General features: G+C 56.9%; 13 protein-coding genes. 3 read left to right on the top strand and 10 right to left on the bottom strand.

Annotation, left to right across the window (positions count from 1 at the left end):
- A partial coding sequence (gene rplT / locus ABIQ96_RS23985) for a 50S ribosomal protein L20 (RefSeq protein ID WP_348217190.1) occupies positions 1–353 on the top strand: 353 nt, incomplete at its 5' end.
- 273 nt (positions 354–626) lie between these two features.
- Here the strand turns inward: rplT and ABIQ96_RS23980 are convergent.
- The 6 genes from ABIQ96_RS23980 to ABIQ96_RS23955 form a co-directional block, all read right to left on the bottom strand.
- Positions 627–917, bottom strand: a complete 291-nt coding sequence (locus tag ABIQ96_RS23980; protein WP_348217189.1) for a chaperone modulator CbpM — start codon at positions 915–917, stop codon at positions 627–629.
- Positions 914–1,879: a J domain-containing protein gene (locus ABIQ96_RS23975; protein ID WP_348217188.1), complete on the bottom strand. Its 966-nt coding sequence runs from the start codon at positions 1,877–1,879 to the stop codon at positions 914–916. Before ABIQ96_RS23975 ends, ABIQ96_RS23980 begins: the two co-directional genes overlap by 4 nt.
- Positions 1,880–2,040: 161 nt before the next feature.
- The gene (locus ABIQ96_RS23970) at positions 2,041–2,778 is read right to left on the bottom strand and encodes a hypothetical protein (RefSeq protein WP_348217187.1); all 738 of its coding nucleotides are present in this window, start codon (positions 2,776–2,778) and stop codon (positions 2,041–2,043) included.
- 2 nt (positions 2,779–2,780) lie between these two features.
- Positions 2,781–3,485 (bottom strand): SDR family NAD(P)-dependent oxidoreductase, encoded by a 705-nt coding sequence (locus ABIQ96_RS23965; RefSeq protein ID WP_348217186.1) that lies wholly within the window; start codon positions 3,483–3,485, stop codon positions 2,781–2,783.
- On the bottom strand, positions 3,482–4,462 hold the full coding sequence (locus ABIQ96_RS23960; RefSeq protein ID WP_348217185.1) for an AhpC/TSA family protein: 981 nt from the start codon (positions 4,460–4,462) through the stop codon (positions 3,482–3,484). Before ABIQ96_RS23960 ends, ABIQ96_RS23965 begins: the two co-directional genes overlap by 4 nt.
- Positions 4,463–4,504: 42 nt before the next feature.
- Positions 4,505–5,641 carry a M20 family metallopeptidase gene (locus ABIQ96_RS23955; protein ID WP_348217184.1) on the bottom strand — a complete coding sequence of 379 codons (1,137 nt, stop codon included), beginning with the start codon at positions 5,639–5,641 and terminating at the stop codon, positions 4,505–4,507.
- 184 nt (positions 5,642–5,825) lie between these two features.
- On the opposite strand from ABIQ96_RS23955, the gene ABIQ96_RS23950 reads away from it, so the two are divergent.
- Positions 5,826–7,010 carry an RNA methyltransferase gene (locus ABIQ96_RS23950; protein WP_348217183.1) on the top strand — a complete coding sequence of 395 codons (1,185 nt, stop codon included), beginning with the start codon at positions 5,826–5,828 and terminating at the stop codon, positions 7,008–7,010.
- A gap of 415 nt (positions 7,011–7,425) precedes the next feature.
- On the opposite strand, the gene ABIQ96_RS23945 is transcribed toward ABIQ96_RS23950, so the two are convergent.
- The 4 genes from ABIQ96_RS23945 to ABIQ96_RS23930 form a co-directional block, all read right to left on the bottom strand.
- Positions 7,426–9,516, bottom strand: a complete 2,091-nt coding sequence (locus tag ABIQ96_RS23945; RefSeq protein WP_348217182.1) for an SEC-C metal-binding domain-containing protein — start codon at positions 9,514–9,516, stop codon at positions 7,426–7,428.
- Between the two features lie 9 nt (positions 9,517–9,525).
- Positions 9,526–11,055 carry a hypothetical protein gene (locus ABIQ96_RS23940; protein WP_348217181.1) on the bottom strand — a complete coding sequence of 510 codons (1,530 nt, stop codon included), beginning with the start codon at positions 11,053–11,055 and terminating at the stop codon, positions 9,526–9,528.
- 6 nt (positions 11,056–11,061) lie between these two features.
- Positions 11,062–12,084, bottom strand: coding sequence for a hypothetical protein (locus tag ABIQ96_RS23935; protein WP_348217180.1), 1,023 nt, complete (start codon positions 12,082–12,084; stop codon positions 11,062–11,064).
- 86 nt (positions 12,085–12,170) lie between these two features.
- Entirely contained in the window at positions 12,171–12,899 is a 729-nt protein-coding gene (locus tag ABIQ96_RS23930) for a hypothetical protein (protein WP_348217179.1), read from the bottom strand.
- 702 nt (positions 12,900–13,601) lie between these two features.
- On the opposite strand from ABIQ96_RS23930, the gene ABIQ96_RS23925 reads away from it, so the two are divergent.
- Positions 13,602–14,207 carry a hypothetical protein gene (locus tag ABIQ96_RS23925; RefSeq protein ID WP_348217178.1) on the top strand — a complete coding sequence of 202 codons (606 nt, stop codon included), beginning with the start codon at positions 13,602–13,604 and terminating at the stop codon, positions 14,205–14,207.
- Positions 14,208–14,225: the final 18 nt, after the last annotated feature.

Here is a 14,225-nt window from a genome sequence, read left to right as displayed (position 1 = left end):
GCCGCGCCCGCCGCAAGCGGACGCTGCTCCGTGCCAAGGGTTTCCGCGGTTTCCGCTCGAAACTCTTCCGTTACGCCAAGGACGCTGTCCGTAAGGCGATGACGTATGAATATCGCGACCGGAAGCGTCGTAAAGGCCAATTCCGCCGTCTGTGGACGCAGCGTATCAACGCCGCATGCCGCAACGAGGACCTGACCTATTCGCGCTTCATCGAAGGTCTGAAAGCTGCCGGTATCGAAGCTGACCGCAAGATCCTGTCGGATCTCGCGATCACCGACGCCGCCGCGTTCTCCGCCATCGTTGCCCAGGCCAAGAAAGCCCTCGAAGCGAAACACGCTTCCAAGGTCGCCTGATCCTGACAAGCGATACCCAAAACATCACACGCCGTCCGGACTCGTTCCGGGCGGCGTTTTTGTTGGACCGCGAAATTCATTTCGCCCGCATGTTGGGTGGCCGGGCGATATCGGAGGGATGAAAATCCTTTATGTGGCGATGTCGTATCCGGTCGCCTTCGCGGGGACCGGTTTGCCGTTTGAGAAGGATTGGCTCGCGGCTGCGGGTGTGCAGGGCATCCCCCACACGTTCGTGGCGAAAGACGGGAAAATCCTGTTGATGTCCGCCCCTCCTTATCTCCGCACGCGGAGCGCGGATTTCAAGCGGTCCACTTCGTCCATCAGATCGAGGATGAGCTTGAGGCCGGATAGATTGGCCTCGCACGTCTGGCGCAGGTGTTCGATGCGACGGAGGGTGTGGACGGTTTCATCGTCGAGGTCGGTTTTCCGAATAAGGCCTTGCTCCTGATAGTGGAGGATCGTTTGCGAGGAAACTCCGGTGAGTTGCGCGACGATATCGAGGGTGTAGGTCGTTTGCTCCTCGGGCTCGTAGAGCGGCAGGTCGTTGTCGGACTGCGGATTCATGCGGATGGAGTGGTGCGAGGGTTGAACTTGGAAACGTCCCGGAGTTTTTCCCAAAGGGAGCGTTCCTCGGCATTGGTGTTAGGCGGCAAGTGGATGTTGAGGGTGGCGTAATAGTCGCCGCGCCCGCCGGCTTTTCCTTTCGGCAGGCCGCGGCTGCGGACGCGAAGCTGCTGGCCGTTCTCGCTATTCGCCGGGACGCGGAGCTTGATGGGACTGTCGAGCGTGGGAACGGTGAGTTCGGCACCGAGCACCGCTTCCCAAGGCGCGAGATCGAGGTCGTAGTAAAGATCGTGGCCCTCGGTGTGGAAATCCGGATGTGCGGCGTGGCGCACTCGCAGATAGAGATCGCCCGCTTCGGCACCGCCACTGCCGGGTTCGCCCTGGCCTGGAACGCGGATGCGCTTGCCCTCGGTAACGCCGGCGGGGATGCGGACTTGGAACGAATGGGTCTCGACCTTGCCCGTGCGCGCGTTGGTCATTTGCAGGGAGATCGGTCTAACTGCTCCTTCCATCACTTCTTCCAGGGTGACGAGGATGTCGCCCTCGACATCGCTGCCGCGGCGCTCGCGGGCGGTGGGGGAGGGACCGCGCGCACCTTCGGGGAATCCGTAGCGACTGCCACCGCTGAAGTATTGCTCGAAGAAATCGCTGAAGCCGGTCCCGCCGAAGTTGAACTCCTGTCCGGAATCCTGCGGCGCTCCCTGATAGCGCTCCTGTTGGCCATGGTGCGGATCTTGCCAGTGTGCGCCGAGTTGATCGTATTTTTTCCGCTTTTCAGGATCGCTCAAAACCTCGTTGGCTTCATTGATCTCCTTGAATTTAGCCTCGGCGGTTTTCTTGTCTTTGGCGACGTCGGGATGATGGACCCGCGCCAATTTGCGGAAGGCTTTCTTGATGTCGGCGCTGCTCGCATCGCGCGCCACACCGAGGGTTTCGTAGTAATCTTTGAATGCGGCGGACATGGTGGATGGGGCGGAAACAGCTTTGCTGCTACCTGCATTAAAGCGGGATCCGGGCGGGTGTCTAGGCCGCAAAGTGGACTTGGGTTTGAAGATTTTTTAACCGCAGATGAAGACAGGGATAGGAAATCTGCCTTCTTACATTCTCATCCGAGATATCATCTTCATCCGCGGTCCAGTTGTTTGCGCCTCCGTAGTTTACCGACGACGACCAGTGCGAGAGAACCGGCGAGAAATGTGGCGGCTCCGGCGGAGGCTAACATCCACGTCGGAATTGGAGCCTTGGCTTTGAATCGGGTGATGACCGGGCCTTTGATCGCCTGTGCCAGAGGGAAATTCCAAACCAAAGTGCGCCCTTCATCCTCGATGCGGGTGGCGTTGGATTCCATGGCCGCCACTGGCAGATGGACGATGTAGCTCAAGGTGCGGCCCGCGAATTGCGAGGCGGGCATGAACGAGGATCCCGGCAAGGCGGAGCCAGCGTCGATGGTGCGTGAAAAATCCACCGTGCGGCCTTTCATGCTGACGTGGGTTTCTCCCGTTAGTCCGGTGGCGGAGGAGGGGAGTTTTTCCAAGGATTCGCCCTTGGAAATTTCCTTCAGATCCAGAGCGGAGTCGAAAGAGCCCTGGACATGGATCGTCAACCGTCCGTCGCGGGTGGTGACTTCGCAGGTGGAATTCTTGATCCCCGGAGTGTGGAGCAGGAAATCGCCGAGCATTTTTCTCACCCCGTCCTCGCCGCCTTGGAATCTCGCCGCAGCGGCGGGGAGATCGTAGGTGACGTCCGCGCGACCGCTGCCGTCGGCGTTCAGCCAGACTTCCTCATGACCATCGATGCAGGAAACCAGCAGGCACGCAGTGCTGACCGCGAGCACGCGGACGATGTAATCCGGAAATCCCATGTTCACATCTGCTGCTCCGAGCTGCGCATCAGGATGTCGCCGACTTCCACATGAGCGGGCGCTTCGAGGATCGTTAGAATGGCCCACGCCACGTCGGAGGCATCCAGCATCTTCATTGCAGCCTTGGTTTGGGTCAGCGATTCCTCGCGGCCGCGGAAATATTGGTCGAGCAGCGGTGTATCGACGAAGCCGGGGGAAACGCAGGCGACTTGGATCGGCGATCTCACGGATTTCAACTCCGCCCGCAACGCGTCGGTGATCGCTCTAACCGCGAACTTCGTCGGTGCATAGAATCCGCCGGTTGGCGGCACGCGGTGACCGCTCATGGAAGAAACGTTGACGATGCGTCCGCCGCTAACAGGGAAGTGTTTCAGCGAGAGCTGGCAGCAAAGGGAGAGCGCCATCACGTTGACGCGCCACATTTCCTCCCAGTCGGCGGGGTTGCCGTCGATGAGGCGCGAGAGGTAGGCGACGCCGGCGCAGTTCACCAATCCGTCGATTTTTCCCAGCCCTTGGAAAATCGCGGAAACCTGTTCGCGCTGGGTCAGGTCGGCGACGATTGGCGAAACATTCTCCGACAGGAGCGACGGCCTGCGGGTGACGCCGAGGACGTTGGCCCCGCGTTCGACTAACAAATCACACAATGCCTGGCCGATGCCGCTGGACGCGCCGGTGACGAGCAGGGTTTTGCCTTGCAGCGATGTCATGCGGACACCGTGTCACGACTTGTCGGCGAGGGCAACGCTTGGAAAAGCTCCGGAAGATGCGGCAGGTCGGACGCCGAATGGGCGCGCTGCGAGGAAATGATTTTTCCGTCGCGGAAAAGGAAGGCTCCCGGCATTTGCAGCCCGTCGCCGGCGAGGTGGCCGACTCCGCAGCCTTTGAAAATGGAAACCGCGCCACGCCACCAGACGTGCGGCCCGAAGAGTTCTAGGAAGCCGCCCTTGCCAAGACCGAACGCCCGATAGAGTTCGCAGCGCGGATCGGCGATACGGGCGACGCCGCTGCGCTCGCCGAGGAATTCGGTTTCCTTGCCGTTTTGCAGCATGTGGACGAGGACTAGTTCCGCGCCGTGGGCATCCGCCTCTTTCTGGATGCCTTCCAGCCCCCGCAGGATCTGGCGGGTGAAGGTGCAGCCGAAGTGGCGGAGGAATACCATCGCTAGCAGTTTGCCCTCCGATGCCTCCGCAAGGGTTTTTCCGTTGGAAAGGTAGTAGCTGTTAGCTGCTTCCTCGATGCTGTAGGGTTCCGAGCGCGTCGGCGGCACGCCGGTGTGGGCGCGGAGGCTGGCCCACAGGATGGCGGCGAAAGGAAACCACCAGATGAGATCGTCGGCGGTCATGATCCAGACGGAACGGAGCTGGATTTCGTGATGAAACAGCGCGCTGCCGAAGCCGATGATGCCGAGGGTAAATTTCACCAAACCGGTCAGGACGATCATCCAATGCTGAATCGGATTCTTCGCGGCGATGATCAGGCCGATGCCGAAAACTCCCATGACCAGTCCGACGCCTTGCCACATCAGCGGGTGGTTCGGATGTTCCATGCCGATCCAGTCGAACCAGACGCACGGCCAGACGATCGCCCACACGGCGAACGTCAGGTGATAGATCCCGGCCGCCAGCAGGACCTTCCGCATCCAGCAGGGAGTCTCGCAGCGGCCGTTTTTACAGGCGAAAGGCATGGCGGATCGTAAACGGCATTTCCCGGTGTGCAACCTGCGGATTCACGTGTGTTGCAGGCCGGAAATGAACGCGAAGAAGAACGCTGCTCCTTGCTCCAAGGCGGAAATTTCGATGAACTCGTCGATCGTGTGCGCTTGGTCGATCGAGCCGGGACCAATGCAGATGCTGGGAATTCCCCCGTTCGAGAGATGCGCTGCATCGGAAAACCACGGCGCTCCGGCGAGTCCGGTGCCGGCATCTGTGGCGAGCAGCGCTTGGATCATGGGATGATCGGGGGCCGTTTCCATCGGCGGTTTTTCGTCGGGATTGACGATTTCGACCGGTAGGTCGTGGAACTCGATGGTTTCCTTCAGCAACTTCAACGCCCCGCCCGCCGCCGAGAGGGCAGGGGTGATGCGGATGTCGATTTCCGCTTCGGCGAGGTCGGGCACGATGTTCGGTCGGGCTCCGCCGCGGATCATGCCGACGTTCATCGTCGAGCGACCGAGCACTGGATGAATGAAAGTGGCGAGCTGTCCGCCGAGGTGGTGATCGAGTTGGTCGAGCGAGCGCGTGAGTTTCAAAATGGCGTTTTCTCCGCGCTCCGGCTGTGAGCTGTGGGCGGCTTTTCCTGTCGCCCGCAGCGTGGCCCAGAGTGAGCCCTTCGTGACGTGGACGACTTGCATCGACGTCGGTTCGCCGACCAGTGCGAAGATGTAATCCTTGCCATGCCGTTTCACGAAATCCTTCGATCCCCACTGGCCGGACTCCTCGCCCATGAAGGCGACGAAATCGACAGCGACCGGCAGATCTGCTAGGATCTCCCGATGTTCGTGCAGCGCCCACAGCATCGCGGCCATCGGGCCTTTCGTGTCGGAGGATCCGCGTCCCCAGATTTTTCCGTCGCTGATCCCGCCGCCGAACGGCTCGACGATCATCCCGCCGACGCCGACGGTGTCGAGGTGCGGTCCTAACAAAATGCGCGGTCTGCCATCGAGCGGCGCGAAACGGGCGATGAGATTCGGCCGGCCCGGTTTGATTTCCTCCAGCAAGACTTCCGCGCCGATGGATTCCAGCCAGCCTGATAGAAATACCGCGATCGTTTCCTCGCCGATCTGCTCGGTGCCCGGCGCGTTGTCCGGGTTCACCGAGGGGATTCGGACCAATTGCTGGAGGAGGGAAACAACGTCTTGGCTCATGGCGGAAGAATCACCATTCCCTCGCGGCGGGGCAAGACCGGGATTCGCTGCGAGAGCAAAGGACATTTTTGCAACGCCTCTCTCTGAAAAAGATTCGCTCGATTCGCATGATTCGCGGTGCCTCCACCTCTTTTCCACAAACCAAGTTTGCCACGCGGTCCGCTTTAGGACAGCTTCCGCCTCCATGAAAATGCACCGCATCCTCGCCGAGGCCGCCTCCACTATCGCCAAAGCCGTCTTCCGCGAGCACAAGGTCCTCGATCACGAACTCGCCACCGCCTTCGAGGAAAACCCGAAATGGGGCAAGCGCGACCGCAGTTTCATTGCCGAGACCGTTTTCGAAGTCGCCCGCTGGCGGCGTGCGCTGAGTTTCCTCGTCGATAGCGAGGAAACCACCGCCCTCTGCGCCGCCCAGTGGGTCCGCATGGGCTACGAAATCCCCGAGTGGTGGGCCTACAACGGCAAAACCGCCGAGGAAATGAAAGCCCGCGAAGCCGAACTCGCCGACCAACCCCGCGCCGTCCGCGAATCCATCCCCGATTGGCTCGACGCCCTTGGTGCCGCCGAACTCGGCGATGCATGGGACGCCGAACTCGCCGCCCTCAACCAGCGCGCGTCCGTTTTCCTCCGCGTCAACACCCTCCGCACCACCCGACCCGAAGCCATCGCCTGGCTCGCCAGTTTCAACATCACCGCCACCGAAGTCCCCGGCCTGCCGGATGCCCTCGTCCTCGCCCCCGGCAAATCCCTGCCGAAAACCCTCCGCCTCGACGGCCGCGTGGAAATCCAGGACGCCGGATCGCAAATGATCGCCCCGCTCGTCGATCCGCAACCCGGCGAACGCATCATCGACGCCTGCTCCGGAGCAGGCGGCAAATCCCTCCATCTCGCCGCCCTCATGAAAGGCGACGGCCGCGTCTTCGGCATGGACATCGATTCGAAAAAACTCGTCGAACTCGAGCGCCGCGCCAAACGCGCCAACGCCAACAAGTGCATCAAGGCCAAGGAAATCAAAGCCACCACCGCCACCGAATTCGCGGAAGTCGGCGACCGCCTGCTCATCGACGCCCCGTGCTCCGGCCTCGGCACCTTGAAGCGCCAGCCCGATCTCAAGTGGCGTCTCAAGCCCGCCCAACTCGACCGCCTCCGCGGCATCCAGTCCGAGCTGTTGGAAAAATACACCGTCATGCTCAAGCCCGGCGGCCGCCTCGTTTATGCCACGTGTTCCATCCTCCCATCCGAAAACCGCGCCGCCATCGACAAGCTGTTGGAAAAAGGCGGCTTCACCCTGTTGGAAGAAAAGCCGGTATCTCCAGCAGCCACCGGATATGATGGATTCTACGCCGCGTCGCTGGTGAAGAATTCTTAACGGACCGCGGAATTCATTCCAATGCTTTTAAGGATTCGTTAGGATACCGTCTTTTCTTGATCCCAAAAGGGATCGCAGATTTTAGCCCCGGGTCGAGGAGCATCAGCGACGAAAACCCGGGGATACTTGTAGATAGAAGGATTCGACCCCGGCAGCGGGTCGCAGAAAGCGTGACGATCCGTGGCGCATCCGACGTTTCTGGCACTCCTTTCAGGGTGCAAATTCATGGGTAACCGGCACCCGGGGTGGTCGTCGCTTTCGCTTCTCGACCCCGGGCTACCCTCTGAAATCCCGACCGGGATATGGAATGAAGCCGAAATTCTATCCAGTCCTTAAAGGCATTGGAATTCATTCCGCCTCTTGTGTTCGTCCAGCGCCAGCGAAGACGAACACTCTTTGTTTTGCGTGTGGGATCTCATCCCAATTGCTTGATCCGCCGCTCCAGGTCCCTGCGGTTGATCAGGTCCACCACCTGAACGCTATCAGGCAGCAGCCGGAATAACAGGCGATGGTCGATGCCGATGCGGGCGCGCAGCGTGTCCGGACTCGCCTTCAGCCGCACCACCCCGGTAAATGCGGACGATTCACCTGCTGCCAGACGGCCGAGAAGGATCATCGCGCCCTTGCCGACCTGCTTGGGAAATCCATCGAGCGTTTCCCTGAATTTCTTCGGAAACTCGATCAGCCTCATCGGCTGGTTCCCATCCACGTCCCCGGGCAGGACCAGCGAGTCCTCGGGATCCACGGTGCCCGCCGGTTCTCCGCGCGGTTCGGTTAGGGCCTGTTTCTCGCGGAGGGTTTCCAGATCGGTGAGCGTTATTTCCAGATCACGGCGGAGGACCGCGCGCTCCTCATGACGCTCCTTGAGGGAGCCCTTGAGGAATTTCACCTTGGTCCGGAGTTCTTGGAGGGAGTGTTCGTCCGCGGCAGCCACCTCCTTGTTCTTTTCCGCGGGCGAAACGGCGTGTTTTTCCCGGCGTTCGATCTCGTGTTTCAGTTCATCGATCGACTGCTTCATCTTCCGCACCTCGCCCGCCTTGGCTTCCAGCTTCTGGTTCGCGGCGCGGAGGGCCTCGGCGTGCTTTTTGCCGCTGGCGGCGCTTCTCGTGGCGAGGATCACTTCCATGATTTCGCTGTAGGGTTCGTCGTCCGGCAGCTCCAGTTGGATGCGGGTGGCGAGAATCGTGTCGAGCAGGGCAAGCGACGTTCTCGGGTCCAACACGGGGATCATTCCGCGCGCCACCAGGATTCCCACTGCCGGCACGGTGGATTGAAGGAAACCAAATGTCACGTTCGCCAGTTCGTTCTGATCATTCTTGCTGCGCAGGACATCCATCGCCAGCTCTTCCAGCAGGTTCAGGGTTTTCGCCGGATCGTCCTTCACCAGCAGCAGCCGGGTGTTGGGGTATAACAGCTCCATCCCGGGAGTGAACTCACCCCTCACTTCCACCAGCCGCTCCGCGATGTCCTTGCGGCCCGCAAGCGCCGCCACCCGGATCACCCCCATCCATGCGTTGGCAATCCCGTCGGACCATCCCAGTTTTTCAATGGCGGTGGCCACTTCCTCGAACATCCCCAGAGCTGCCAGCTTGAGCAGATAGAATTCCACCAAATCCTCATCCAGTTCCAGCGGATCGATCCGGGCCATTTCGTGCGGATGGATCTTCTCCAGCCGGGCCATGGTAAGGCCCTGTTCCGGAGCCATCCGCACTTCCGCCTGGGTCTTCCCGGCCACATCGCTCGATTGGCTGAGCCGCTGCCGGTCGCTTTCGAAACAGCACCGCTTGTATTTCTTCCCGCTGCCGCACGGGCACGCGTCGTTGCGGCCGATCCGCTCGACGGACCGCCGCATCGTGAATCCCGTATGATTCAGGACAGGTTCGGCAGGGATCCGGTCGAGGATGGAACCCTTGGCTATTCTCATCAGAAGGTTTCTGAGATTCACACCGGCGGTTGTCGTTGATTCCGAGCCCAGCTCCTCCAGTGACGTGCCCAGGCTGGACAAGGTCTGCTCGTCCCTGATGCCCTTGGCGGTCAGAGTCAGCAGACTCTCGACATCTTCAGGAAGCCCCTTGAACCGGCAGAAAGTCCGCATGGACTTCACAAAACCCTCTGGCAGCACTCCATCCCTCCGCTCCACGCACCATTGCCAGATCGAGAAATAGGCATGGGCCTGTGTCTGTTGCAGGACACCACCCCGGCTCAACCCCGCCATCACCCGTTCCGGGACATCCTCTCCATCCAGATTCCAGATGATGCAACTGCAGAACATCGGAGTAGGCATCAATTGCAGTCCTCCCTCGATGTGCCGGGAAGCCACCTTCCTCCCCAGATGGATCGCGGGCAGCACCAGATAGGTGAAACCGCCGATATCATGTTCCTCCACCGCCTTGCCGATCCATCCGTCCAACTCCGCATCGTCCTCGGGCAGCAGGGAACCGGCTTCTATCACTGACGCATGGTAGAAGTTCGACGTGTTGATGATCTCACGGATTCTGGGGTGCATGGGTCTGTGCTAAATGGACGGTACCCCCTGAGGGACCGGAGAGCCTTGCTTAGTTTGCGAAGCGGTCTGTGGTCCAGTTTCTATGAAAATCACGACACCGCTCAGTATTAGCGTCGCTATCCAGACAAGCATTAACCAGAAAAGTCTGTCTTTTACATAAGACCTTGTCTTTATCATGGGAGATTTTCCTCCAGCCCCGAATATTGAGTCAAAATCTGCCGGCGAAAAAAAAGCGGAATATTGGGAACGAAGATCATCATACAGAGTGCACGAGCGCTCCATCTCGCCCCAAACAGAAAAGTAAGCATAGATGGCGTGTAAGAACGAAATTGCAATTAAAGCATAGCCAAGATTTGCAACTGGTTGAGAGAATGCGCCATTATAAGAATTGCTCGTCATTACTTTAATCAAAAGTATAGATGTGACGAATGTAGCTAGACCATAGAAGTTTTTCTCCATGTTGCCTGTAGCGGACTCCACAGACTTCGAGGCCTTTCCGTCGATTTCTAGAATAAATCCGGTTACTTTGGAACGGAGATCAACATAGTCCTTAAGATTGCGCTTCAAATAAAGTTCGTATCCTGAACGAACCGCTGCTACGACACGACAATCGAGATTGAATATTCCGTCTTCCCAATGCAGGGAAATGAAATTTCTTGCCATGCCAAGCCTATCTGGCAGTGGCCCTGATCCGCCCGTGGAATAGCACCAATAATATACTCCTCGTATTGCATTGCTCGGTTTCGCTGGAACGTCTCGCCAGGCAATATCCTGCTCCCGCAATCGATGACCCTTTACTTGTAAATGAAATCCATCTTGGTTTTTTTGCTGCAGGGTGGAATCGACCACAGATAGTATAGAAAGAAAATTTTCAAGTCGGGCGAACGCACCCCTAATTTTCAAAAAAGATTCTTCGCCATTCCACTTGAAATCTTCTGGGAATAATCGAGTATCTCCCCAATCTGATGTTATTTGTTCTCGACGCGAAAAAGCATATTCGTCGCGAGATGCTTTTGATCGAGCAGGAGTGAGGTTCTCAGAAGTAATCGAGAAATTAAACGTTTCGCTGCCCGTGGACTTTTTAAATGATCCATGGCAGAACCAAATTCGATCTTGGTTTTCAATTAGATCCGAGAATGCCGCTAAGGATTCAGGTATGTTTAATTTCCAAATCCAGTCACTTACTAAAGATGGATCGATCAGATTAAATATTTGAGAATTTTTATTTCTCTTTATGTTTATTCTGATTTCGATCGAATCGGCTTCGATCCAGCCCAAGCGTAGATCATCGATGAATCGATCAATATCCTGGATGCGACTTCTGCTCAATGAATGGGGGGCGTCTTGCCCTTCAATCATAATTGTTATCGTCCAATCGTCGCCCGGAAGGGCGCTTGCCGAAAGTTCGCCTGCCTTCAGCTTTTCCAATGGTGCTGGAAGGCCGATGGCAAAGATTGAATATTCCCAGAAAGTTTCTTTCTGTTCTTTTACTTCTGCTTTTGAAACGAAAAAATCGAGAATGTCAGTTAATGGATTCATCGTTGCTCAAGGAGTTAGTCTGTCGTATCCTTCAGAAGATACGATAAACACTCCCTTTTTATTATTAAAAACTTTTGGTATTATTACTGATGATAAATCTTCAATTGGTTGCTTAAGCACTAAATCAATCTCGGGAGTCAATCGTATGGGAGTGAGTCGAATGTTGCATGCTTTTGGATCAAGTTCGAATCTTTCATCGAACTTTTTTCCAAGTGATGATTGCTTCGGCAAGTCTTGCGCTGCTTTTTTGAGTTTATCAATATCGAGGTTTGGACTGCTCGCGGAATATGATCCAAGTAATGTGTCTACCAGGTCTTTGTGAACGTAACTTTTAGTGTTTTTAAAATGAAATCCCAAAGCGTTGCGCAAGATATGATAGTCGGACTCGGAAACATGCTTTACTCGCTGTTCTAGCATTCGCTTCCACGCGGCGTAGGCCCGCTGGCTGTTCGAACTGTCATTTGTAAGTTCTACAAGTTCTAAAAAATCGCTCCACCAAAAAGTTGATAAAGATGAATTGTTGTCATAAATAGAAATTTCAGTGAACTCCCATTCTTGATCAGTTAATGTGAGCTTGCACAAGCAGGTCTTGAGCAATCGATTTTTATCAAAAGGAAATCCGGCATCCTTCTGCCATGATTGCCTGCTCAAAAAATTTAGTTGTTCAAGTTTTGCCAATAAAATATACGTTTCTCCAGATATTTCTAATACCACGCTAAGAAGGTCCCCGCTCGTGACTGTAATTATTCCTATTTTGGCCTTCTGCTGCATTTCATTTAGTCGAGTCGCGAGAACTGCCGTTGCACTGTCAAATTGCTGATCATTTAGCATTTCCAGCATTTTTGTTCGTGACTCCGGCGAGCGGTCATGTGGAAACCCGAAATTCCGAGTGCTTGACTCGTTTGAAAGGTAAAGCAGCAGCTGTGTTACATAGTCATCAACTGCACCTTTGATGTTGATGGGTTCGGCGGTAGGGGGAGATCCGTCGATCGGAATGACATGCAAGGCGTATCGCTTAATTGTAATCATTGGGATTTTTATGTAACTCGCAATATGGAGGTTTTTAGAATTCGTTCCGGGTGTAACTGAAAAAGTCGAGGAGGAAACTGTTGTAATCACATCCCCAGCGGCCTCGTCAGCGGCAACCCGAAGGTCTTGCGGATCGGTCTGTTGGCTTCGTTGGACCAGGGCCAGCGGGAGTCGGCGGCGTGTTGAATGGCAGAGCGGCGGGTGTTGAGGACGTGGATGAGATCGTCGCGGTCGAGGCGGGCGATTTCCTTGTCGCGGGTGGTTTCCTGCTGGTCGCTGGATTTTCCGCGGTAGGCGGTGAGGAGGGTGGAGACGGCGTCGATCTTTTCCGGAGTTTTGAAGCCTGGCAAGTTGTCGTCGGTCGCGCGGGCGATGAGGGTTTCGGCACTCTGGAGGAGGATGGCGCGGCTGCCATTGAGGCGGCTGCCGATGAGATAGCCATCGGTGGGGAAGTTGGTGGCCGGGTCGCCATCCTCGGCGAGCATCTTGTGTTTTTGTTTGGCGGCGCTTTGGATGGATTGGAGCGCGGTGTGGAGGTGGGACGCGGCTTCGCCGGTTAGGCCGGTGGCGGTCTTGGAGTCTTCTGCATTCTGGCCGGACTCGATGGCGCGCTTGCGGGTCTCGGTGATGACGCCGTCGAAGCCATCGGCATAGGCGCTGGTGATGTCCCAGTCGATGAGATCGGCGGCATTGGCGCGGGCGGCGGCGAGAACGGTTTCCGCGAGATCGAGGTCTTCGAGCTGGGCCTTGTTGAAATAACCGCGGGTTTGGGGAGCGGCGGCGGGGGTGGGAGTGATAGGAGCGGTGTCGGGCATGGTGGTCGGTTTGTTAGGACTAGCCAGCAACTATCCGATTGTTCGGCGGATGGCACGGATTATCGTGCAAGATGCGCATTTTTGTTGGGAACGGGTGATAGAGGGGAAAGAAGAACCACGAAAGGCACGAAGAGTCACGAAAGGGAGAGGTTGAGTTGCAGTCGGTGGGAGACGGATTTTTGGTGAGATTTCGCCTTGGTGGTTAGTCATCTGGATTTGGCGGGATTTTCGGGGAAAATGACCCTTGCAGAGGGAAGCTGAGGCTCTGTTGAAGAATTCTATGGCGAAAACAATGAATTGCTCGGTATCTGCAATGAATCGGCCGTTTGCGTTGAAGGAAAATGCGGGTCCGTTGTTGAAATGCCGGGTTGCGTCGAAGAATTCGAAGTGAATGTTGAAGGTTTTCCGGTGTCCGTTGACGGAAACGGGGCTCCGGCGAAGAATATCGCGATAGCGTTGAAGGAAAATATCCCTCCGCTGATGAAAACCGGTTGTCCGTCGGAGGGAAATTCGCGCGGGCGGCAGGGTTTGGCAGGGAGGGGGGCGGACTGGTCCCTGCGGGAGGATTTCTTCGTTCGTAGTCCAGCCCTTTAGGGCGTCTTCATTCGGCTGAAGAGGAAGACGCCCTAAAGGGCTGGACTACGAACAAATTTCTGGAAAACAAGGTTGCCCCCGGAGCGGATGATTTCTATCAAATCTGCCATGGCCTATCTCTGGCGGAATTTGTCGGAATCCGGACGGAAGGAAATTCTCGCCTACCCGCAGCATCACCACCGGCCATGGCGGCGGCCTCCGCATTTCGACCAGGGAAATGTTTTCTATCACCTGACCGGCGCGTGTTACGAACATCGGGACTGGATCGGCCGTTCGCCGGCGCGGATGGAGGACTTCTGCGGCAGGCTGTTGGACGTTCCCGACGCGCACCCGGAAAGCGAATCCCCAGCAGCCTGGTGCGTTCTGCCCAATCACTATCATCTTCTGGTGAGAACCTCGGATCTGAAGTCGCTGGTCTCCTCATTGGCCAGACTGCACGGCAGCACGTCGTTTCAATGGAACACGGAGGAAAATTCGCGCGGGCGCAAGGTTTGGCACGGAGTCTCGGACCGGGCCATGCGGGGAGATGGTCATTTTTGGTCGACGTTGAACTACATCCATCAGAATCCAGTGAAACACGGATTCGTTTCAAAATGGGAGGATTGGCCCTATTCCAGTGCCTCTGACTACCTGCGGGAAGTCGGCCGGGATCAAGCCGTCACCATCTGGAAAAACTTTCCAGTCCTCGACTACGGAAAAGGCTGGGACGACTGACTTCTTCGTTTGTAGTCC

The sequence above is a fragment of the Luteolibacter sp. genome (assembly GCF_039920825.1).
Classification (GTDB): domain Bacteria; phylum Verrucomicrobiota; class Verrucomicrobiia; order Verrucomicrobiales; family Akkermansiaceae; genus Luteolibacter.
This window is presented reverse-complemented; position numbering and strand designations above follow the sequence as displayed.